This window comes from Spirochaetota bacterium (assembly GCA_040756435.1).
Classification (GTDB): Bacteria; Spirochaetota; UBA4802; order UBA4802; family UB4802; genus UBA4802.
Window position 1 is genome coordinate 69252 of record JBFLZD010000001.1, and the last position, 21821, is coordinate 91072.

Below are 21821 nucleotides of genomic sequence, written 5' to 3' on the forward strand. Positions count from 1 at the left end.
ATTACACCGCAGGGGTTTATTCGAAAACCTTTTAATGTAATTTTACAGGAATTAGTACAGACTGCTCAATCTGGCGAATATTTTGGAAGCGAAATAGACTTATCACCCGAAAGTCCGCTTGGTGCTTTAGTGCATTTAATGGCATTGGCAATAGACAGGCAATGGCAACTTGCAGAAGATGTCTACTACTCAATGTGGCTATCGACTGCAGAAGGGGTACATCTGGACAGAGTTTGTAAATTGGGATTTGTGTCACGAAGACCTGCCACTTATGCAACTGTGATGCTCCGGTTTTATGGCGAGCCTGGATCTGAAATACCAGCAAAAACCCAAGCAGAAACAGCACAGAATATTGTGTTTGAGACGATAAACGATGCGGTAATTGCAAGCGAAGGCTATGTCGATGTTCTGGCGCGATGTGCTCTGCCAGGAACAGTTGGCATAGTACAAAGCGGCATGATTAATAGCATTAAAACACCGTTGCCTGGAGTCGATTCGGTTATAAATCTACAGGCGTCATTTGGCGGGAAAGACATTGAAAGCGATTACGAACTCGTTGAGCGTTACCAACAGCTTCCTGCTGCCACAGGGAGTTCTGTACATTCTCTGATTTCAGCATTAAAAAATACTGAAGGCGTTATTTCTGCTACGGTATTCGAGAACACTGGCAATGTTGTAGATAGCAATGGACTACCTCCTAATTCAATTGTGTGTATCGTGCAGGGTGGCGCTGACCAGGATATTGCACGAACAATATTTACTAAAAAAGCAGCAGGAATTGCAACGCATGGCTCCGAAGAAATACAGATTGTCGATGAGTATGGTATAGATCGGTTAATAAGATTCTCCAGGCCTCTAAATATTAATGTATATGTCCGCTATGAAATACAAACTAATCAGGAGTGGAGCGATGATAATATAATTGTTATTAAGCGCAATGCAATAAAGTATATCGGTGGTGTTGATGATAATAATGTTGAGCATAGCGGTGTCGGGATTGCAAATACGGTATATATCTGGAAACTCATTGCGATGCAGCAGGAGATTGTCGGGATAAGCAGTATTAACGTCAAAATAGGCAAAACATATCCTCCATCACAATTAGATAATCTCACATTTTTACCGCTCGAAAGAGCCTGGACAGATATTAATAAGATAGAGGTTGTGAAGATATAATGTATTCAGAAATAATACAGCTTTTACCAAATACGATATATAGCCGAAGTGGCAATATTAAAAAGCTATTTGAGCTATTCGCCGGTGAGCTTAATAATCTTTATGCGACATTTGAAGAGCTTCGATATGTAAGAGATATAGAGAATCAACAGGGAGTTGTGCTTGATCTCATTGGCGAAATATTGCGCGAAAAGAGGTTTGGCTATGATGATATCTCCTATCGCTTATATTTATCGATTGCTATACAAAAATTATTATGTTCAGGTTCGATAGAATCGTTACAAACTGTTTTGCGCGCAATCCTTGATGATGATTTTGTTGGAATTTATGAGTTAACTCCAGATTATCAGGATTTTTTATATAGTGACAAACGAATATATACTGATGGTAATAGATACCTTGACGGATCATATTATCTTGCTGGCGAACCGCCAGAAGGAAGTTATTCTCCGTATGAGATGTGGCTTGATGGCAAATACTATTTAGATGGAACCTATTATCTCTCCGGAACAATTTTCCAGCCAGGGATGATCGAAGTGGTCGTTGTATCATCGATTAGCGATGTGCTGCTAAATTATGTAAATAGCATCATGGCATATATTAAGCCGGCGGGAGTCCGGTATAGAATAAGAAAACTGGAGGCATAACATGACTATCCCAAACCCTACAAAAACCCGCGAATGGAAAGATGGCAACACCCCCGCGACGGGTACGCCTGCGCTTGGAAGTTATTTCAACGCTGAATTCGATCAACTGTATGCTAATGATAATTATTTAGATACAAACAAGCTTGATAAATCTGGAGGCGTAATCACAGGTAATTTAACTATAAATGGCGATCTAGCCGTTCAGGGCGATAATGTTGTAATAAACGTAACAGAAGTGCAAGTGGAAGATAAAATTATTACATTGAATAATGGCGAAGTTGGTCCGGGAGTGACTGGAACTGGAATTTCTGGTATCGAAATAGATCGAGGAAACGGACAAGATAAAGCAAGATTGGTATTTGATGAAAGCGACGATAGTTTTAAAGCTGGTCTCGGTTCAAATATTGTACAGATAATTACAAAAACTGCATTTGAAGCAAGGCTAGGTTTACAATTTTTTAATGTTTTCCAACGTATACGAAAGAATGGGTCGAACAATGAAGTGATTGTGCCACCTTTTAGGGTTGTGCTTAATTCAAAAGAATATTTTACAACGGACAATGCGATCCTGGGGATTGCACATTTAGATACCGGATCGAGCTGGATGTTTGGCTCTGATTATTACATTTGGGCTGGAGAACCAAATTCCGGAGATGCTCCTGTGCTAAAAATATCATTATCACAAACCTCACCTCAGGAAATGACTAATCCGCGTATTATTGGCGGATTTCATTATGGAAAAATTCGCAATTCAATTACTATTAGCGATGTAAGTAATGGCATAATACCAAATTCTGTATGGGATCTAAACCATATGCCGCGATGTTATTTGTTAGGATTAGAAGATCCAGAAAATTATCAGATCGGCGGGATGGTTGAAGTGGTAAAAGGAAGTCTGTGGGTAGATATCTATCTTGCAAGCCACGGTGGCGGTAGCGGATTTAATAAGCGTGTTTATAGCAAGATAAACCAATTACCTCTTACTGGTACAGATGGGCTTAATTGGTATGATTTTGTTGTTAGGGGTAAAAATTCTGGTAAACGAATGCTTACATACGAAGAATGGATTGCAGCTGCCGTGGGGAGTCCTCAGGGTCGCAGTGATAGCAACCTGCATGGATGGACTAAAACAAGCAATACCGGGAGAATTAAGACTGCAGCTACGAATCAATCTGATGCAGACGCTGATTATATTAATGGCTATAATACAAGTCTTATGAATGTAAGAGACTGCGTGGGCAATGTATGGGAATGGCTCAATGAGCTATCTAACCGAACCGATACGACCTCGTGGAACTGGTATAATGTATTAAATGCAGGAGAGATGGCTGCAGATACCGACTTTGGACAAGCAAATATGCCCAATAATATAGGTCTTGTCGCTTATTTAGCTGGCGGCGATTGGGGCCATGGTATCTATGCCGGCTCCCGTGCGGTGTACGTGGGCAATGTGCCGTGGCTCGTCGGCCCGTACTATGGTTGCCGCTTTGCCTGTGAATCTCTGTAATCTGTATTCTGGGTATCTATTTTATGAAAGAATTTATATTATACCAAAAGGTATATGATTTTATGTTATATCTATTCCCACTTGTGGATAGATTTCCGAAGCATGAAAAATTTGCTCTGCAAACACAAATAAAAAATAGTATATATAACTTGTTGCGATTGACCATTGAGATTCAAAAATCAAAAAATAAAATGAAACTACTTTATGATTTTGATAAAGAATTAGAATTTTTAAAAACGTTGATAATGTTTGCAAATGACAAGAAGCCAGCTTGTTTGAGTACTAAATCGCGCCAAACAAGTATGGAAAAATGCATTGAGATAGGCAAAATTGTTGGAGGTTTGCTTAAAACATTTTCTTAATTTGGGTATTGCTCGTTTAGCAGGCGGCAATTGGGACAATGGTATCTATGCCGGCTCCCGTGCGGTGAACGTGAACAATGTGCCGTGGAACGTCAACCCGAACATTGGTTGCCGCTTTGCCTGTGACTTCATAAAAGAAGTCCAGATTATTGTTTCAGAGCAGACAATAACAGTGACAAAGAGAGTCAGGAGCAAATATCCAGGCTTTACGCCAAAAGAGAGAAGACTGGAGCAGTTGCGACTGCTCCAGATATTATGGTGAAATATATGGATAAATTATTTGCTTCGATTTATGATTATAGTAACTTACTTTTGGCATGGAAGAAGACTCAAAGGCTTCGTAAATATAATCAAGATATTATATTTTTCCGAAAAAATCTTGATGAGAATCTTATAATTATCCAAAATGAGTTAATTTGGAAGTCTTACAAGGTTTCAGAATATCAGAATTTTGTTATTTATGAGCCTAAAAAACGCCTTATAAGCGCTTTACCGGTAAAAGATAGAATTGTGCAACATGCCCTTGTTAATATTATAGAACCAGTCATTGACAGAAAATTTATTTTTGATTCCCATGCTTGTCGCAAGGGTCATGGTCTTAAACTTGCAGTTGATAGATTTATAAAGTTCGCAAAGAAAAATAAATATTGTTTAAAATGTGATATTGCTTCATATTTCCCTTCTATTAATCACGTCGTATTAAAATTATTATATAGAAGACATATCTCATGCGATGACACTTTATGGTTAATAGATAGAATAATAGATTCTACTGAAAATCCAGGCTTGCCAATAGGAAATCTTTTGTCGCAACTATCTGCAAACCTATATTTGCATGAATTAGATTTTTATGTTAAACATCAGCTCAAACTAAAATATTATATTAGATATATGGATGATTTTGTCGTTTTTGATAACAACTACCAAAGTTTAATAAAAATCAAAGATTCAATAAGAGATTTTTTACAAAATCACTTATTATTAAACTTAAAAGAGGAAAAATCAAAAATTCATGAAACAAAAAATGGAGTAGATTATTGTGGATTCCGTTGCTATCCCTCCCACGCGGTTGTCAAAAAAGAAACAAGAATAAGGAATTACAAGCGCATAACTCAATTAGCAAATGGTTTAAAGAATAATATTATAACTCCAGATGATTTTTTGAATTCTTTAACATCTATAATAGGGCATTCGATGTATTCAAGAAATTATTCTTATAGGAAAAATATTATTGATATATTTTATAAAATTAATATTTGAAATTTTAGAATTTCTCATTTTAACTGCGCACGAACAAATTTTTTATCGCACACAAACATGATTTTGAAAATATCGATTATTCATATATTCAAGAAGTACCAGTTACTAGTTCGGAAGATGTTAAATATTCAGAGGAGTATCATTTAGACGGAGTAAATAATAATGTTAAAGAAATATATTCATATTTAAAAGATAAATTATTAAACATTAATAGGGATCTTATTTTTAATCCACAAAAGTATTATGTATCAATTGTAAATAATCGCAATGTAGCTTACTTCAAATTTCGAATGAAAAAAATAGGTATTGTTGTAATGCTTCCTTATGAGGAAATATTAAATAAAATTACCAATCATTCTGTTAAACAATTATCTGATAGTGTTCAAAGTTTTTATAATGGTCCCTGTGCAGAAGTTGAATTATTTGAACCAAAATCACTTGAAGAAGTAATTCTCTTGTTAAAACCTTTAGTAACAAAAGATTAATTGCCAATATTCACTCGAAAACGTAATATAACTAAGCATAGCCGCTTTGTCGCTGCGCTCCTCGGCCTGCGACACACTAGGCCAAACGACTAGCCTGGCGCCGGGTAAGCTTTAATGTTAGACACAAGTGGTGAGCAAGAAAAAAAGGAGGAAAAAACATGAGTAATGAACCAACAGTAAGCCAAGCATTTATGAGTTTTGCAAAGAATGCACCTGAGCATCAAAAGATATGGATGGAGGCTGCACAAAAATTAAGTGAGGCAAGTAAATTAGACAAAAAAACAGATGAACTCGCTTATATTGCTGTCCTTGCGGCTTTATGGTTAGAAGGTGGTATACCTTTTCACGTAAAACATGCTAAAATGTTAGGAGCTTCACGTGATGAGGTTATTAGTGCAGTTCTAATAGGTTTACCTGCTGCCGGAAATGTAGTGATCCAATCAATTCCAATCGCGGTATAAGTATATGATGAAAACGATTGAGAATCTCTTAAAGAATTCTGGACTACCAGGGCCAAGAGGCAATTTAGAACTTTTATATTTATTTTCAAAAAAAGCCACAGAAAACGAAGTAGATGAATGTTTTTCCTTCTATAAAGATGATTTGCATAATTCTCCAGAAGAATTTGTTGTAATGTGTGGGATAGTTGGGTATTGCATTTTAAACAAAGATAATATTAAAAAGACGTTAAAAACGATAAAAAAATATGCGTCTCATAGTAGCTGGAGAATTAGAGAAGCAGTTGCTATTGGTATCCAAGAAATTACAGAAAACAATACGACTGAGATAATTAATAATCTTGAAAAATGGACGGATGGCAATGACTTAGAAAAGCGTGCTGTTGTTGCAGCTTTATGTGAGCCAAAGCTTTTAAAGGAAAAATCATTTATTATTGAATTATTTAAAATTCTTAATAAGATTACGATGAGTTTTAATAAGATCGATGGAAAACTTTCTGAAAACCAAAATTCTTTACGAAAAACGCTTGGATATGGATGGAGCGTTGCGATTGTTTCTCTACCAGACGAAGGCAAAGTAGCTTTCGAGAAAATCGCAAGATGTAATAATAAACATATTAAATGGATTGTGAAAGAAAATTTGAAAAAGAAGAGATTAACTGTATTGGATAAAAAATGGGTTGAGAAGTTGCTTGCCACCTTCGTCTAATGGCGCATTTATGGTTCAACTCCCGTTGGTCGCTTCGATCTTAGCCACATTTTCATCTCCGGGAGTACCCTCTGGCAAAACGTCGCTTACCCCACAAACATTAGAAGAAACGGCAGCGGAAAAGAGAAAATAATTATGAATGAAAAATATAAACAAATAATCGTTATGGGATGCTCTGCAAGTTATTCTTTAAGTGACGATGCATGGCAAATGGCAGACAAAGGTGATGCTCAAATCAGATTGGAAGAAGAAAATATCTCCCTTCCTCCAAAGTTTGCTGATCCGTTATTTTTATCTCGAAAAGATATTCTTGAAAATTTTGAAAATGTCCATAAAATTCATCTTACCCTTGCTTAAAAAGAAATTAACACAATCTTTAATCTTGGCTATAAATAAGAAGATTTCTTGAGTTTGCTCATGTTTGCGCAATTGAAATACTTTTGAAAGATATGATGATGCATGAAACGCTAAAAAAATACGGAGGAGAAGCAGAATTTGTTTTTCAAAAATGAGCAAAGAATTTGACGGGTGCTTCTAAAGGCCTAAACATTCTTAATACTGCTATAAATAAAATATTTACCACATTTATTGTTTTTTTTTGTTATATTAATATAATGAAACCCTATTTGATGCTATAATTGAAGTAACTTAAAATTTATGCAATAAACGAGGTAAACCAATGCCTAATCAGATGCCTGAGAATTTAAAGAATATTAAAGATATACTGGATTTAGATGAGGAATTACATAAAGTATCGCCTGAAGCTGAACCTGTTGGTGGCAAGGCTGGTGTAAGGTCCAGGCGAGGTGATATTAATTTTCAGTTAAAACCTGAGGAACTGGAAAGCTACTTAAATAAATATATTGTTGGTCAGGAAGAAGCAATAGAGATTATTGCTACAAAAATATGTACCCATTTTAACCGCATGCACTTAGAACAGGAATTACCTGAAGATGAGAAGATAGTTGGCAATATTAAAAGCAACATGTTGCTCATTGGCCCTACTGGTGTGGGGAAAACATATATTATTAAATTGATAGCAAAAAAGATTGGTGTTCCGTTTGTAAAGGCCGATGCAACTAAATTCAGTGAAACGGGGTATGTGGGTGGTGATGTTGAGGATCTGGTACGAGAATTAGTACACGAAGCTGATGGTGATATAGCTAAGGCAGAATATGGGATAATCTACTTAGATGAAATTGATAAAATAGCTTCTAGTGGTACTGTGTATGGACCGGATGTATCTCGTGCGGGAGTTCAGCGCAACCTTTTAAAACTTATGGAAGAAGCAGATGTTGACCTTAAAACACCCCATGACTTAGCATCACAGGTTGAAGCTGCAATGGAGGCACAGCGTACAGGAAAGGTAACCCGCAAAAAGATCAATACCAAGAATATTCTGTTTATTGTTTCCGGTGCATTTGGGGGCCTGGAGGACATTATTAATAAACGCTTAAATAAGCAAGCTATTGGTTTTGATAAATCACAGGTGAGGCGCGAGGATAGGCAGAGTGTCCTTAAAATGGTAAAAACACAGGACCTTATTGAATATGGTTTTGAATCAGAATTTGTTGGGCGTTTGCCTGTTACAGTTGTGCTCAATGATCTGGACCAGGAAGGTTTGTACAAGATTTTGAAGAACAAATACAGTACTGTTGTACTGGGCAAAAAGCTAGATTTCAGGGCTTACGGTATAGACCTTGAATTTACCGATGAAGCATTACGGATGCTTGCATCCAAAGCTTATAAAGAGCGTACAGGAGCCCGCGGGCTGTTGAGTGTATTTGAAAAAACGCTGATTAAATTTGAAAAAACACTCCCATCCACTGATATAAAAAAGCTTACTGTAGACAGGGAAGTAGTTGAACACCCTGAAGAAGTATTAAAGCGAATACTGTTGAGTGATAACATTCGCAAATTCCAGAAAGAATTTTTAATAAAGCATGGTATAGTGATGGAATTTGAGGATGAAGCATTACAGATTATACAGGAAAAGGCCCGTGCAGCTGGGATGAGTATAAAACAGTATTGTGATGATTTATTCCATGATTATCCTTATGGGATTAAATTAATGAATCTTGAAAGATTTATAATTACAAAAGCTGCCGTTGAAGACCCTCAAGGGTATATTGATGAATATATCCGTAATTATTACAGCCAGAAAAAATAGGTTATTCTATTATAGATTTTATTAGTTGACATTTATTAAAATGTTCATATATACTACCTTCATAAAGGCTGGTAGGCTTTGTATATAGTGAGGGAACAATGGCTACAACTGAAGACAGAAAGAAAAAATCAAAGAAAAAATCTACTCTTTTTGATAAGGTTTTTACACTCATTATTCAGTATAAAGAAACATCTCTTTTTAGATGGGTGTATAATCATCCTGGTATTGCTATGAGCCTTGTGGCACTCTGGGGTATCATTATTGTTGTTATGTTCATGTGGTTTGTTATTTCTCTGGCTACCCCTTGATGTACTGATAATCTTTAGCAACTAATTTTACCTGCGCACTGAGGTTTGATATGTAAGCATTCCTTTCCTGATGAATTGTTCCTTTTTTGTCATATTCTTCCCTGGTTATTAACTCAATTGCCTGTTCAATATCTCCATTAACTTTATCAAGGTAATCTAATAGTAATTTTTTGTATTTCTCAGTTGCTTTTAATGATGCGGTAAAAAAAGATACTACGTCATCTTCGGTATAAACAAAACCATGGGCCATACAAAGAATCTTTACTTCAAGGGATGCCATTTTTTCCAGTGAAGAATAATACTCTTCATATGATGATAAAAATTCAACCTGAACATCCTGTCCATTCATTCCCTGAGGAACACCCACAGCTTCACCAGGGCATAACATTTTGATTTGGGGGAAATAATACGCCAAGGAATCACGAGTATGTCCTGGTACTTCATACACAATGCAGGTAAGATCTCCAAGATCAATAGTATCACCATCTTTCACAGGTAAGGTTATATCAAAACTGGAAAGTGAAACATCCTCCTGGCCTGTTATATCTGCAAATAACGGTTTTTGGATGTTGCTTAAGTGAGTCATAAAATCAATAACTGACTGTTTTGCAAGTAGTTGCTGAATGCGATCTGCACCTACTATGGTTAATCCGGGAATTTTTTTTAAAAGATATGGAATAGCTCCCAGATGGTCGTAGTGTGAATGGGTTATTGCTGCATAATTGAGTTTTTGCGGATTACCCAGAATAGTTGAAAGATCAGTATAATATTTTGGGGCTAAAAGATTAATACCTGCATCTATCATCATAATCTTGTTATGTCCCTTAATAATATAAGCTGGATAGCCTATATGCCCTATAACCTGACAATAATCGTTAATTGTTCCCTGTGCAAGTAATTTCATAATAACCTCGTATACAATAAGGTTTATACTATGAGCTATCGCCCATGAATTAAAAACAATTCATTTATAAAAAAAATACTGCATGATTATTGCTACAAGATAATAACCTTAAAATTTTTCAATAACATTTGGTATATTCAGATTTTTTTATTATATTGCGTAATGATAATTATTTTTTGTATAATAATGATAACAAAGCTACATTGTTTTAAAATAAGGAATATATATATGGGTGGTTTTACAATAAAAAGGAACGGATTATTGTTACTACTGTTGCTTTTATGGCCGTTGAGCATCTCCGGTTATGAGGTTAATATTGCAAACGTCCGACCAAACTTGATGAATATTAGAACCACTAATGGGAAGTTGTATGCGTATATAGTTTTACTGTTTAATGAAAATCCGCATTTTGTCAATTTAATACAGGCTGATAGTATACCTGTAAGGCTTATGCAGACACCTGGCTTTAATGTTATGCAGTATGAAGCGTATATTAGAACACTTCAGGATGCACCCTTGAAAGGACTGGCACAGCAAATTCTCCAAGTGTATAAAGAGCCGGATAAAGTAACAGATACTGAATTAGAACAACTGACACAGAAACTGGAATATAGAAATATAGTATTACGTTTTTCAAAGGCCAAGGATGGAAATGGATCAAGATATCTTCTTGACTATTGCATTTTTGGTAAACGAAAGCCGGTAACCATTAATCATCCTCTTTTTAATATTAAGGAAAAAATATTTAATATCCAGCCTTTGATTTATTATGATGAATTTTCAACCAGCAATTCAACCTTCTATTTTGACATGATATACATAAATCCTGATGAAGTGTATAATGATTATATTATATCAAAAAGAATAATTGAAGGGAAATCCTGCGAGAATATGTTTTTTGTTGGTGCACATGTAACTGAAGATATAAAGTATTGCATAAAAAAAGCTTTTGCCAGCAAGGAAACTATATTTGATGAAATCTGGAGAATGTTTGAAATACATGAGTTAACCCATAAAATCCTGAATAATTACTATTATTTCTTTGATCAGGTAACAGGCGAAGAGCTTGCATTAAGCAGCACCATTTATTATAACACGTATTTAGGATTGGGAATACTTTACAGCTACTTAGATTACAACACTATTAATCCACATCGCATTGCTGCTACAAATTTCATTAAGTTCTTATCACTGTATACTGCTAATAGTGAGTATATTGAAAAGCCAACACTTATAAAACAAATTCCACTTGAAGATATAAAGAAGATTGCAAAACTTCATTTTGAAACAACTATAAAAAATCTAAAATAATGAAACTTTTAAAAACTGTTTTTTAGAAGTACCCATAAACTTTAATTGCGTAACCTGATAGGGTTCTGCAGAGTCATTTTGTCTATGGAAAACCCTTTTTTACCAGTGTAAGCGTTGGAATATTCCAGCACAGTACTTAATTGATGTGCAGTAATATGTTCTTGTTGGGTAAACAGTTCTTCAAGCTGTTTCCATATGAGCACAGTTTTATCCCTTGCAACCCTGAACAGGTCATCTACAGATTCATAATGCAGTCCCGGCTCTCCGGTGGGGGTAAACCATCGTTCACGATGAAGATTCAATATGTGTCGGTTAATTCTCCTCCCATCGGGGTATCGTACCAGAAAATCGCTGTAGAATCTTTTTTCTAGAAAGCGAAGTAGCTTAACTAACTGTGGACTGTTATTTTTTTTAATCATGTACACAAAAGGCACACATTTTACAGCAATGTCAAACATGTCAAGGGGTGTGTAAGGAAATAATGGTGTAGTTATTTTCAGGGAAGTATTGGTATGGGCGATAGCTCCTGCAATTAAATCCTTGATGGCTTTATACTGAACAGAACCTTTTACTGGAAGCATTACGTACAGATTATAGTCAAATGGCTCAGAATTAAAAAAATATGCCATATACTGGTCAATAGTATATTCAAAAAGAAGATGCTGATTTCTATAGAGGGATATTCTATTGTCTTTGAATGTGGGAAAACCAGACCAGTAAAACACAAATGGATGAAACAGCGCATCGACCACCCAGTGTGAAACATATCCATAGAAAAAACCTTTTTGATAATACATCCATTCGCTTGGTTCATGTGATGAATGCTTTACAATGGTAGAAAACATATAATGAATGATTGGCATGCCGTCATCGGAATGTAACAGGTGTTTTATAGAATTCCCAAAAAATATATCTCTTTTACCAGGGATATAATCAAAAAGGTTTGGAACAAGTAGTCCTGCCATGGCAGATGAAGTAAAAAGGGGATTGGTAAATTGTATATCCAAAAGATGTGTTGCGTAATTGGGATGCTTTTGCTTTTTTAATGACTTAACAGATTCAAAAAAAATTCTTTGATGGGTTATTAATCCGGGCATAGGTCTACATGTCTGGGGGATTTAAAAAATCCCCCAGATACAGTGTTATCGTTTATGGCATTGAGTACATAGTGTTGGGGCTTTACCACCTTTTGTCCGGTGGCATCCTAAACATTTACTATGAATGGCATTATATCCTTTATTCTGTGTTTCCCAGTGGCAACCACTATCGCCGCATTTTTTTGCGGTATTGCCGGTATGATGACATGTTTTGCAATCGGTAATCCCTTTATTTTTATGAATCTGGTGATCAAATGTAACAGCACTCTGTTTGGGTGATGCGCTGGTTTTTTTAACTTTCACTACACCCTGTGCAAAAATAAATGCCGGGATGAGTAGAGCAATGAAACACACTATAAGTATGTTCTTTTTATTCATAGAGCCTCCAATATAAAATATTTAAATAATAATTATTTTCGGATATACACATCATTTTCCCATACACCATCGAAGGTTGTTCCATCTTTCAAAATAAGCTTCCCTTTCCCATGACGTGCATCATCCTTCCATTCCCCTTCATATCGTGTGCCGTCAGCCCAGGTATAAATGCCAAAACCATTTCTCTTACCATCAACCCAGCTACCCCGGTAACTATCGCCATTTTTCCATTTGTATTCACCTTCACCATTACGCAGGTTGTTTTTATAGTTGCCACGGTAGGTATCACCATTGTTGAATGTATATTCGCCAAGGCCTTCACGGATACTGTTTTTAAAATTTCCTTTATATGTACCATTCTCATGAATGGTTGTACCAACTCCATTATTGCAATCACCTTCTTTGCAATTTTTAGGTGCCGAAGCACAGCTTATAGAAAATATGAAAAGTATAATAGTAAAATATTTTATTATTTTCATACTGCTCCTCCCGTTCTTAGAAATAAATCTATATGGTGTTTTTACTGAAGGCATTGTATAAAATGAATTAATATTACGCAAATAGTTTTTTTAAAAAAATAGGTAAGGGCGATAGTTCAATAGAAGGGAAGATTTTAGAGTGTAAAAAATACTAATTTGTATATAAAATATTAATGAACTTTTGCAATTGAATGCTACATTATATAATGTTGAATAATAATACGGTAGCACTTGGTCATTCAGGATAAAGCTATGTAGTCCTGGTAGTGGTATTGGTAATTTTGCAGCAAAAAAGGTTGTAGTATTGATTGGCACTATTACTTAGTAACAAGGGAGAGATCTATGAACGATGACACCATGGTAGATTTAACGACAATCAGAGAATTGCGTGAGTTAGAAGCATCATTGCGTAATGAGATACAGACAGCTAAAAGCGATATAATACGTGATTTACAAAAGAAGGAAGAATATCTTACCCATCTTATTCGTGTATTAATTGCCAAAGTTGATGCACTGGAGCAGGAAAAAAAGGCAGTATTTCAGGAAAAACCAAAGCCAAACACCAGACGGCTTTTCCGTATATAATAATTAGAATATATAAATAAATTTTTTTGAAAAAATAATAGCTTGTGATATAAGGAGTGTATGACCGCATAGGTGATGACCTCACCATGCGTTTCTATATAAAATTCCGTACCACAAGTACGGAATTTTTTTATTGTGTAACATCCTCAATCCACTGTAAGTAGTCATGTGATCCACACGTAATTGGTAGTGATATAATTTCAGCCACTTCATAGGGGTGTATTTTTTTTATTGTTTCTTCAATAGTGGTATAAAGATTACTTTTTGTTTTGATGATAAGAAGCAATTCCTGGTCATTGCATATTTCACCTTTCCATGTATAAATAGAAGTAAGTTCTGGAACAATATTGACACAGGCAGCTAATTTTTGTGAAACAAGGGTATTGGCTATATCCAACCCCACTTCTCTGTTAGGGACAGTACAAAAAATAACGCAGTATTCCATCATCAACTCCTGTTAAAAAAATATAAATTATTTATTTTTCCAATCGCTTTTTTCTTCTCATTTCGGCTTCGCGATATCGGCGTATTTGATCTTCAGTCTCAGGCTGTAACGGTGGAACTTTTTTTGGCATACCCTTTTCATCCAGGGCAACAAAAGTAAGATATGCTGATGCAGTATGTCGCACTTCGCCTGTAATAAAATTTTCGGCCTCAACGCGTACACCAACTTCCATAGATGTAGTGCCAACATAGTTGACACTTGCTTTTAACCGTAACAAATCACCAATATAAACAGGACTGTGAAAATCCAATCTGTCAATAGAAGCTGTCACAACAAGACAACCTGCATGTCGGGAAGCAACAATGCCTCCAGTGTTGTCAATAAGTTTCATGATAGTCCCGCCATGCACATTTCCAGCTAAATTGGCATCCTGATGGGTCATCTGCTGTACTATTGTTATAGTGCTTTCATTGACGGCTTTTGGATTCATATAGCTACTATTCCTTCAATAGAATTAAAATTACAGGGAATAGTGTATTTTTATATATGGAAATCACAAATTTTTGCAACCAAAAAATCAAATCAATTGTCAGCATATAAATGCATTAAAAATATGGGTATATGGTGCCTTCACGGATGATGTTTACATATTCATTATTTTTATCTATGCAGTCAACGAACATAATAGGTATATCATGCCAGTAAACAGATCAGAACTTGTATCATTCTATTCACATATGGCAGGGGTTGTTGCTGCCATCGTTGGGTTGTTAGTGTTAATTTTTACTGCTGATAAGCCTCTTATACAGGTACTATCGGTTATATATGGTATTTCAGTCATTATACTGTTTACGGCAAGCACCCTGTATCATGGGCTGAAGCAACAGGAAAATGAAGATTCACCATGGAGAAGATTTGACCACATGGCTATCTTCATCATGATTGCAGGAACGTATACTCCAGTATGCTATATCTATTTAGATTATCAAACTGCTCTGTATATTATTGTTGCCCAGTGGTTACTGGTGGTATTGGGTATTATCTTCAAGATATATTTTTTCAATGCTCCGCGTTTTATATATACTGCAATATATTTGGCCATGGGATGGATGGCTATAGTGGTAATCAAGGATATTGTCAGGATTATGGATACTGTATCGCTGTGGTATCTTTTTTTAGGTGGTATTGCGTTTACCATTGGCGCACTGTTCTATATCATAAAGTGGCCTCAAAAGAATAATGGACATGTTGGTTTTCATGAAATTTTTCATGGTTTTATTTTGGCGGGTGCTTTCTTTCATTATATGATGGTATACCATAGTATACAATACATACAAAATATTCATTAAAACGATAATTATTCCCACACTTTTTAAAGATCACATATACACCGTAAATATCAAAAAAATTATATTACACTTGACGAAATTCTTATACGGGTAGTATTTTTGTTGTAATTATAGGGGTTGTTATATTTTTGGGGTTGATTCTAGATATGGTTTTAACTGATTATTTAAATAAAAAGACAATACTTATCAATCCGTCGGTAAAAGACCGATGGGAATTAATTGAATCAATGCTTGATGTGGCAATTAAAAATAAAGCTGTAAAATCCGAATATCGTGAAACCATAAAAAAAACGCTGTTTGAACGTGAAAAATCAATGAGTACAGGCATAGGGAAGGGAGTGGCTATACCTCATTGCAGTTGCCCGTATGTTGATGATGTGGTGATGATAATGGCGTTGAGCAAGAAAGGTATAAACTTTGATTCAATTGATAATATGCCAGTGCATATAGCTATTCTTTTAATTGTTCCCAAGGACAAAATCTCACAGCATATCAAAACACTGGCAAATATAGCAAAACTTATGAGTGATGATACATTGCGGGAAGCGCTTTCAGGTGCAAAGGATGCCCAGGATATTATAAAGATTTTGAAAGAATATGAACAAAAAGGAAAAAAACAATAACACATCTCAAAGCCTTATTTCTCCATTATCATTAGAAGAAGAGGATTTTGAAAAAAAATTACGCCCACAGTATCTCAATGAATTCATAGGGCAGAAGCAACTTACTGAGAATATGCGTATTTTTATTGAGTCAGCAAAACTACGCAAAAAACCCCTGGACCATGTACTGCTTGCTGGCCCACCGGGGCTTGGGAAAACCACACTTGCTTTCATTGTTGCAAATGAGCTTGGGGTAAATATCAAGGCAACATCAGCGCCAGCAATTGAAAAACCTGGTGATATGGCTTCAATGTTAACCAATTTAGAGCCAATGGATGTCCTGTTTATTGATGAGATACACAGGCTGTCGCCCACCATTGAAGAGTTATTATATAGTGCCATGGAAGATGGTGAGCTTGATATTATTTTAGGCCAGGGTGTTGGTGCAAAAAGCATCAAGCTGCAACTGGCGCCATTTACCCTTATAGGTGCAACTACCAGAACAGGGTTATTGACGTCAGCACTACGCGACCGGTTTGGCATTCCGCTCAGGCTGGACTATTATGAAATTGAGGATTTAGAAACGATAGCTAAAAGGACAGCAAACATTATTGGTTGCATAATTGATGATATGGCGGCGCAGGAGATAGCACGGCGTTCTCGCCGAACTCCTCGAATAGTTAACAGGCTTGTAAAACGTGTACTTGATTTTGCGATAGTTATGAAAAAAAATTCAATTGACCTGGAAATAGCACGGTATGCGCTGGACAGGCTTCATATTGATTCTTTAGGTCTTGATGATATGGACCGAAAGATACTGACAACTATCATTGATAAATATGATGGAGGTCCTGTTGGTATAAAGACAATTGCTATCTCAATTGGTGAGGAGATAACGACGCTGGAAGATTTTTACGAACCTTACCTGGTACAGATTGGCATGCTGAAACGAACTCCCCGCGGCAGGGTAGCAGCACGACTGGCATATGAACATTTGCAGCTTCCCTACAAAGGCATAGACGAATCAAGCCTGTTTTAGCAGTTCAGGTAATACCACACATCTTCATTCATTTGCAAAAACCACAATTAGAAACGTATAACTTTTGTAGCTTTCATTAAGGTTTCAGTAATGGTATACATGTTGGATACAATGCCAACCTTCAACTGGTCTTTTCGCTTATAAAAATCTAAGCATGTGCCGCAGTTAATAATCTGTACACCTTTTTGTGCAATTTCCTGCAATGCGGGCAATACCGGTGAACCTTCAGTGGTTAAGAATATGCCTGAATTAATGAATATGATGGTGGATGGCAGCATATTGGCCTCATTAATGGTATTGATGAATGATTTCATCAAAAGCTGGCCTAATTCCTGTTTTCCCTGACCAAATTCGTTGGATGTAATAAAGAAGACAATGTTTTCATTAACATACTCCATTGTTACAGGTTGTGAAACTGGTTGTGATTGTGGTTGTGTACCTTTGCTTAATTTGAGGATAAAGTAATCGCCCTGTTGTGTAGTTGTTACAGAATATCCAGTATTTTCTGCAAAACGAGTTACATTGCCCACTGCGGTGTCACTGCTCACCAGTACTGTTAGATTATCGGGATTATCCTTTTCTATTGTTTCTTTGGTTAAAAGTACTGGTTTTGGACATTCAAGCCCTCGTGCATCTATCTCTTTCATAACTATCTCCCTTAAAAAATTTTTTAATTAAGATATTGACCGGTAACTATCGTACAATGTAATACGTACTATGGAGTATAAAACGTACTTTGATACATTGCTATTTTAAACCCATGTGGTATAATAATTATACGTGGGCAGATTTTTAAAACAATTTTTTTAACAGGGTTCTGAATGGATAAAATTTTTAAACGGGATTTTAAATACAGGGAAATACCCTATAACTATACATCATTTTCCGATAGAGAGATAATCTTAAAGTATTTTGATGCACAGACCTGGGATCTGGTGCAGGCTCTCAGAGCCAAGCGGCGAACAGGCAGAAGTGCAAAACTCCTTTTTGAGAATATTGGCGATATCTTTATCATAGACAGAAATCCCTATATTCAATATGATATTGTGGAAAACCCTGCCAAGCTGAAACATCTGTATAAACGGCATCAAAGAAGGCTTGCAACCGTTAAAGAAGGTGCCAATGGTGACCAGCAGGTCCTGCAGTTTATAGAAAAAATTGAACAATTAGATCAGGCTTTTTTTAAAAAGCTAAAAGAAACAAAGAAAGTGCAGGAAAAAATTTTTAATAAATTAAAACATATCACTGCAGCTGGTAATATTCATTTTAGCCCTTTTCATCGTGCATCACATGTCACTGACGCCACAGACTGGCGTGTGGAATACCCTGTTGTTGTGGTGTATCCTGATTCAGTGCATGAAGTACAGGAACTGGTGAAGGCTGCAAAAAAGCTGAATCTTGTTATTATTGCACGTGGTGGTGGCACAGGACTTACTGGTGGGGCAATTCCGCTTTTGCCTAACACCATGATAATTAACACTGAGAAATTGAACAACATTGGGAAAATTGAAAACACAACTATTAATGGTAAAACTATCCCCACCATTACGGTTGAGGCTGGTGCGGTAACCGAAGATGTAATGGAGTATTGTGAACATCAGAACTATATATTTGCTACTGACCCTACATCAGCATGGGCCTGCACTATTGGCGGCAATATTGCAGAAAATGCAGGTGGCAAGAAGTGCGTCATGTGGGGTACCTGCATCGATAATATACTTTCATTTGATATTGTAGATCACAATGGTGATATCATAACAGTATGCAGGGCAGATCATCCCTACCGGAAGATATTACCCGGTGACGAGGTTGTCTTTACTGTAGAAAAAAATAAAAAATTACTAAAAACAATAACCTTATCGGGGCTTGATATTCGAAAAAAAGGCTTAGGGAAAGATATTACCAATAAAGCACTTGGTGGATTGCCAGGACTGCAGAAAGAAGGTTGTGATGGCATTATTGTTAATGCAACGTTTGTTCTGTACAGGCCGTTTAAGTATACCCGTTCTGTATGTTTTGAGTTTTTTGGCAATAATATGATCAATGCCTCAAAAGCTATCGTTGAGATAGTAAAGACTTTTGAGGATGACCCTGTTGTGTTTTTAACAGCCTTAGAGCATTTTGATGAACAGTATGTGAAAGCTATTCAGTATAAGAACAAATCTTCTCGTACTGAAATCCCCAAAGCAGTACTGGTAGTTGATATTGAAAGTGATGATGAAGCAAAGTTAGAAGAGGCTACAGAAGATCTGGTAGTAAAAGTTAAGCAATTCAACACTGAAGGGATCATTGCAAAGGATGCTGAAACCAGAGAAAAATTTTGGCAGGATAGAAAAAATTTAAGTGCTATAGCAAAACATACCAATGCGTTTAAGCTGAATGAGGACATTGTTATACCTCTGGAAAAGTTGCAGGATTTTTCGGATTTTATTGAAAAATTAAATGTCAAAAAAGAACTGGAGAATAATATACAGATTATACGCGCACTTATTGATTACCTGCAGGAACAAGTCAAGACCGAGGAAGATGATGTATGTATTGAACGCTGTCATGCAGGAATTGGGCAGTTACTGTCGATGCAGTCGCGCTATACTGATATTCTTAATAATCTTGATACTGCAGCTAAGGATTATTTCAAGTATGACTCGGAATATGCACTCAGGCTGAATTCGGTTTTTCAGCTCATACAGAATAATGAACTGAGTATGGACTTTGATACAGAAGTTGATAAACCTCTACAAAAGCTTTTTTACGGTTATGATGATATACTGGAAAAGATACAGCAGGTAAAAGAAGCTACAGGGAAGCGCCGTATTGTTGTTGCTACCCATATGCACGCAGGTGATGGTAATGTACATGTCAATATTCCCGTACATTCAAATGATTATCTTATGATGCGTGATGCTGATGAAACTGCAGCAACCGTTATGCGTCAGACGGTAGCACTGGGCGGTGTGGTCAGTGGTGAACATGGCATTGGGCTTACAAAAATACGGTTTATTGATGATGAAACCCTGGAAAAGTTTGCTGAATACAACCGCTATGCTGATCCAGAAGATCTGTTTAATCCTCTAAAACTTACAAAGGATTTTAACTTAGAAACCATCTATACGCCATCGTTTAATCTTCTAGAAGGGGAAGCTTTCATTTTGAAGGCTACAGACTTAGAAACGGTATTCAATTCAATTGCAACATGCATCCGTTGTGGTAAGTGTAAATCTGTATGCAATACGCATTATCCGGATGGGGTGGTCTTCTATAATCCACGAAACAAAATTTTGGCCACAGCTCTTATTATGGAGGCTGTTCTGTATGATATACAGACCTCAACATCACTGAGTTTTAAGCATTTCAATAATTTGCGTGAAATTTCTAACTATTGCACCATATGCCATAACTGCCAGAAGCCTTGTCCGGTTGCTATCGATTTTGGTAATATTACGCTGAATATCCGTTCTATCTTAGAGGAAAGGCGAAAATCCACCTTTAAGCCAGTTACCTCGTTCACATTATTTTACCTGAAGCAGAAGGGATATTACATTAATAAAATATTTAGAATTATACTCCTGAAATGGGCATATAGCATGCAGAGGTTAGGCTTTTATGCAGCCAAGCCTGTTTCCCATATTCTCAGTGTGATCACCCCTTACATTGCTATGATGCTTAAAGGCAGGCTCCCAAAATCGGGGAGTAAAACCCTGCGCGATGAGCTTAAATTAAAAAGCAGCAACACATTTTATGTATTCAGAAATAAAAATAAACCTGTTGTAAAAACTGTAGTATATTTCCCGGGCTGTGGTTCAGAACGAATGTTTCCAGAAATCAGTATGGCCACTATTGCTCTGTTATACAATGCAGGTGTCAGAGTTATCATACCGCCAACGTACCTGTGCTGCGGTTACCCAATGAAAGCCAATGGCAAATTGGACCAGGCACGTATAAAAACCAATGAAAACAGGGTTATATTCCATAGAATGGCCGATACGTTTTCTTATATGGAAATTGAAGATATTGTGGTTTCGTGTGGGACATGTTATGAAATGTTATCCGATTATCATCTTGAAGATGTCTTCAGGGGCGCAAAACTTATTGATATCAATGAATTTATAGCCCGTGAAGGATTATACTCACTGTCAATACGTGATAGTTTGATTTACCATGAACCGTGCCATACACCTATGAAACTCATGGGATATCAAAAGACATTTTCCAAATTATTCAATACAAAACCCCTAGCAGTTCCTAACTGCTGTGGTGAAGGTGGAACACTTGCATTATCAACTCCTGATATATCCAATACACTTCGCGAAAGGAAAGAAACTAACATAAGAACTGCTATAAAAAAGAAAAATGTGTTGGTGCTTACAACATGCCCAAGCTGTGTGCAGGGTTTATGCAAAATTCAGGATAGCGTTAAAGTTACCGGGAAATCGTTAGTAGTGTATTTGGCAGAACAATGTTTGGGCAAACACTGGAAAAAAGAATTTATTAGAGCAATACAAACGGAAGGATTTGATAAATATATTTATTAGTTACTGGAAGTAAAATAT

24 protein-coding genes are annotated in these 21821 nt (G+C 36.3%); 17 read left to right on the forward strand and 7 right to left on the reverse strand.

Annotated features, from left to right (window positions below; all coding sequences use genetic code 11):
• Positions 1-138 precede the first annotated feature (138 nt).
• From AB1444_00340 to AB1444_00390, 11 genes are all read left to right on the forward strand, one after another.
• On the forward strand, positions 139-1176 hold the full coding sequence (locus tag AB1444_00340; protein MEW6525095.1) for a baseplate J/gp47 family protein: 1038 nt from the start codon (positions 139-141) through the stop codon (positions 1174-1176).
• Positions 1176-1823, forward strand: coding sequence for a hypothetical protein (locus AB1444_00345; protein MEW6525096.1), 648 nt, complete (start codon positions 1176-1178; stop codon positions 1821-1823). Before AB1444_00340 ends, AB1444_00345 begins: the two co-directional genes overlap by 1 nt.
• A gap of 1 nt (position 1824) precedes the next feature.
• On the forward strand, positions 1825-3330 hold the full coding sequence (locus tag AB1444_00350) for an SUMF1/EgtB/PvdO family nonheme iron enzyme (GenBank protein MEW6525097.1): 1506 nt from the start codon (positions 1825-1827) through the stop codon (positions 3328-3330).
• Between the two features lie 23 nt (positions 3331-3353).
• The gene (avd, locus tag AB1444_00355; GenBank protein MEW6525098.1) at positions 3354-3692 is read left to right on the forward strand and encodes a diversity-generating retroelement protein Avd; all 339 of its coding nucleotides are present in this window, start codon (positions 3354-3356) and stop codon (positions 3690-3692) included.
• Positions 3693-3959: 267 nt separating this feature from the next.
• Entirely contained in the window at positions 3960-4952 is a 993-nt protein-coding gene (locus tag AB1444_00360) for a reverse transcriptase/maturase family protein (protein ID MEW6525099.1), read from the forward strand.
• 86 nt (positions 4953-5038) lie between these two features.
• Positions 5039-5437, forward strand: a complete 399-nt coding sequence (locus tag AB1444_00365; protein ID MEW6525100.1) for a DUF5655 domain-containing protein — start codon at positions 5039-5041, stop codon at positions 5435-5437.
• Positions 5438-5595: 158 nt separating this feature from the next.
• Positions 5596-5898, forward strand: coding sequence for a carboxymuconolactone decarboxylase family protein (locus AB1444_00370; GenBank protein MEW6525101.1), 303 nt, complete (start codon positions 5596-5598; stop codon positions 5896-5898).
• Positions 5899-5902: 4 nt separating this feature from the next.
• A complete protein-coding gene (locus AB1444_00375) occupies positions 5903-6604 on the forward strand; it encodes a hypothetical protein (protein MEW6525102.1) in 702 nt (233 codons plus the stop codon).
• Positions 6605-6739: 135 nt separating this feature from the next.
• Positions 6740-6961 carry a hypothetical protein gene (locus AB1444_00380; GenBank protein ID MEW6525103.1) on the forward strand — a complete coding sequence of 74 codons (222 nt, stop codon included), beginning with the start codon at positions 6740-6742 and terminating at the stop codon, positions 6959-6961.
• Between the two features lie 322 nt (positions 6962-7283).
• Positions 7284-8774, forward strand: a complete 1491-nt coding sequence (locus tag AB1444_00385; protein MEW6525104.1) for an AAA family ATPase — start codon at positions 7284-7286, stop codon at positions 8772-8774.
• 98 nt (positions 8775-8872) lie between these two features.
• Complete coding sequence (locus AB1444_00390) at positions 8873-9082, forward strand: hypothetical protein (GenBank protein MEW6525105.1); 210 nt, start codon at positions 8873-8875, stop codon at positions 9080-9082.
• On the opposite strand, the gene AB1444_00395 is transcribed toward AB1444_00390, so the two are convergent.
• Positions 9072-9986, reverse strand: a complete 915-nt coding sequence (locus tag AB1444_00395) for an MBL fold metallo-hydrolase (protein MEW6525106.1) — start codon at positions 9984-9986, stop codon at positions 9072-9074. The two genes, AB1444_00390 and AB1444_00395, sit on opposite strands and share 11 nt — an antisense overlap.
• A 228-nt stretch (positions 9987-10214) precedes the next feature.
• Between AB1444_00395 and AB1444_00400 the strand changes: the two genes are divergently transcribed.
• On the forward strand, positions 10215-11297 hold the full coding sequence (locus tag AB1444_00400; protein MEW6525107.1) for a hypothetical protein: 1083 nt from the start codon (positions 10215-10217) through the stop codon (positions 11295-11297).
• A 41-nt stretch (positions 11298-11338) separates the two neighbouring features.
• On the opposite strand, the gene AB1444_00405 is transcribed toward AB1444_00400, so the two are convergent.
• The 3 genes from AB1444_00405 to AB1444_00415 are packed head-to-tail and all read right to left on the reverse strand — an operon-like array spanning position 11339 to position 13251.
• Entirely contained in the window at positions 11339-12394 is a 1056-nt protein-coding gene (locus AB1444_00405; protein MEW6525108.1) for a hypothetical protein, read from the reverse strand.
• Between the two features lie 45 nt (positions 12395-12439).
• Complete coding sequence (locus tag AB1444_00410) at positions 12440-12772, reverse strand: cytochrome c3 family protein (protein MEW6525109.1); 333 nt, start codon at positions 12770-12772, stop codon at positions 12440-12442.
• A gap of 32 nt (positions 12773-12804) precedes the next feature.
• Entirely contained in the window at positions 12805-13251 is a 447-nt protein-coding gene (locus tag AB1444_00415; GenBank protein ID MEW6525110.1) for a hypothetical protein, read from the reverse strand.
• A 342-nt stretch (positions 13252-13593) separates the two neighbouring features.
• Here AB1444_00415 and AB1444_00420 point away from each other — a divergent pair, with 342 nt between their 5' ends.
• Positions 13594-13836 carry a hypothetical protein gene (locus AB1444_00420; protein ID MEW6525111.1) on the forward strand — a complete coding sequence of 81 codons (243 nt, stop codon included), beginning with the start codon at positions 13594-13596 and terminating at the stop codon, positions 13834-13836.
• A gap of 130 nt (positions 13837-13966) precedes the next feature.
• Here the strand turns inward: AB1444_00420 and cutA are convergent, their stop codons facing one another.
• Together cutA and AB1444_00430 are read right to left on the reverse strand one after the other, a co-directional pair.
• Entirely contained in the window at positions 13967-14284 is a 318-nt protein-coding gene (gene cutA, locus AB1444_00425; protein MEW6525112.1) for a divalent-cation tolerance protein CutA, read from the reverse strand.
• 28 nt (positions 14285-14312) lie between these two features.
• Positions 14313-14771: an acyl-CoA thioesterase gene (locus tag AB1444_00430; GenBank protein ID MEW6525113.1), complete on the reverse strand. Its 459-nt coding sequence runs from the start codon at positions 14769-14771 to the stop codon at positions 14313-14315.
• A gap of 205 nt (positions 14772-14976) precedes the next feature.
• Here AB1444_00430 and AB1444_00435 point away from each other — a divergent pair, with 205 nt between their 5' ends.
• The 3 genes from AB1444_00435 (at position 14977) to ruvB (ending at position 17271) form a co-directional block, all read left to right on the forward strand.
• Entirely contained in the window at positions 14977-15630 is a 654-nt protein-coding gene (locus tag AB1444_00435; GenBank protein ID MEW6525114.1) for a hemolysin III family protein, read from the forward strand.
• Positions 15631-15758: 128 nt separating this feature from the next.
• A complete protein-coding gene (locus AB1444_00440) occupies positions 15759-16253 on the forward strand; it encodes a PTS sugar transporter subunit IIA (GenBank protein MEW6525115.1) in 495 nt (164 codons plus the stop codon).
• Positions 16228-17271, forward strand: a complete 1044-nt coding sequence (gene ruvB, locus AB1444_00445; GenBank protein MEW6525116.1) for a Holliday junction branch migration DNA helicase RuvB — start codon at positions 16228-16230, stop codon at positions 17269-17271. Before AB1444_00440 ends, ruvB begins: the two co-directional genes overlap by 26 nt.
• Before the next feature lie 47 nt (positions 17272-17318).
• Here the strand turns inward: ruvB and yedF are convergent, their stop codons facing one another.
• Positions 17319-17918 carry a sulfurtransferase-like selenium metabolism protein YedF gene (yedF, locus tag AB1444_00450; GenBank protein MEW6525117.1) on the reverse strand — a complete coding sequence of 200 codons (600 nt, stop codon included), beginning with the start codon at positions 17916-17918 and terminating at the stop codon, positions 17319-17321.
• 174 nt (positions 17919-18092) lie between these two features.
• Here yedF and AB1444_00455 point away from each other — a divergent pair, with 174 nt between their 5' ends.
• Positions 18093-21803 (forward strand): DUF3683 domain-containing protein, encoded by a 3711-nt coding sequence (locus tag AB1444_00455; protein MEW6525118.1) that lies wholly within the window; start codon positions 18093-18095, stop codon positions 21801-21803.
• Positions 21804-21821: the final 18 nt, after the last annotated feature.

Bases quoted from the DNA above. Each gene is read 5' to 3' on its own strand.
- AB1444_00340 (MEW6525095.1), top strand. From the start codon at position 139: ATGGCATTGGCAATAGACAGGCAATGGCAACTTGCAGAAGATGTCTAC.
- AB1444_00345 (MEW6525096.1), top strand. From the start codon at position 1,176: ATGTATTCAGAAATAATACAGCTTTTACCAAATACGATATATAGCCGA.
- AB1444_00350 (MEW6525097.1), top strand. From the start codon at position 1,825: ATGACTATCCCAAACCCTACAAAAACCCGCGAATGGAAAGATGGCAAC.
- avd (MEW6525098.1), top strand. From the start codon at position 3,354: ATGAAAGAATTTATATTATACCAAAAGGTATATGATTTTATGTTATAT.
- AB1444_00360 (MEW6525099.1), top strand. From the start codon at position 3,960: ATGGATAAATTATTTGCTTCGATTTATGATTATAGTAACTTACTTTTG.
- AB1444_00370 (MEW6525101.1), top strand. From the start codon at position 5,596: ATGAGTAATGAACCAACAGTAAGCCAAGCATTTATGAGTTTTGCAAAG.
- AB1444_00375 (MEW6525102.1), top strand. From the start codon at position 5,903: ATGATGAAAACGATTGAGAATCTCTTAAAGAATTCTGGACTACCAGGG.
- AB1444_00380 (MEW6525103.1), top strand. From the start codon at position 6,740: ATGAATGAAAAATATAAACAAATAATCGTTATGGGATGCTCTGCAAGT.
- AB1444_00385 (MEW6525104.1), top strand. From the start codon at position 7,284: ATGCCTAATCAGATGCCTGAGAATTTAAAGAATATTAAAGATATACTG.
- AB1444_00390 (MEW6525105.1), top strand. From the start codon at position 8,873: ATGGCTACAACTGAAGACAGAAAGAAAAAATCAAAGAAAAAATCTACT.
- AB1444_00395 (MEW6525106.1), bottom strand. From the start codon at position 9,986: ATGAAATTACTTGCACAGGGAACAATTAACGATTATTGTCAGGTTATA.
- AB1444_00400 (MEW6525107.1), top strand. From the start codon at position 10,215: ATGGGTGGTTTTACAATAAAAAGGAACGGATTATTGTTACTACTGTTG.
- AB1444_00405 (MEW6525108.1), bottom strand. From the start codon at position 12,394: ATGCCCGGATTAATAACCCATCAAAGAATTTTTTTTGAATCTGTTAAG.
- AB1444_00410 (MEW6525109.1), bottom strand. From the start codon at position 12,772: ATGAATAAAAAGAACATACTTATAGTGTGTTTCATTGCTCTACTCATC.
- AB1444_00415 (MEW6525110.1), bottom strand. From the start codon at position 13,251: ATGAAAATAATAAAATATTTTACTATTATACTTTTCATATTTTCTATA.
- AB1444_00420 (MEW6525111.1), top strand. From the start codon at position 13,594: ATGAACGATGACACCATGGTAGATTTAACGACAATCAGAGAATTGCGT.
- cutA (MEW6525112.1), bottom strand. From the start codon at position 14,284: ATGATGGAATACTGCGTTATTTTTTGTACTGTCCCTAACAGAGAAGTG.
- AB1444_00430 (MEW6525113.1), bottom strand. From the start codon at position 14,771: ATGAATCCAAAAGCCGTCAATGAAAGCACTATAACAATAGTACAGCAG.
- AB1444_00435 (MEW6525114.1), top strand. From the start codon at position 14,977: ATGCCAGTAAACAGATCAGAACTTGTATCATTCTATTCACATATGGCA.
- ruvB (MEW6525116.1), top strand. From the start codon at position 16,228: ATGAACAAAAAGGAAAAAAACAATAACACATCTCAAAGCCTTATTTCT.
- yedF (MEW6525117.1), bottom strand. From the start codon at position 17,918: ATGAAAGAGATAGATGCACGAGGGCTTGAATGTCCAAAACCAGTACTT.
- AB1444_00455 (MEW6525118.1), top strand. From the start codon at position 18,093: ATGGATAAAATTTTTAAACGGGATTTTAAATACAGGGAAATACCCTAT.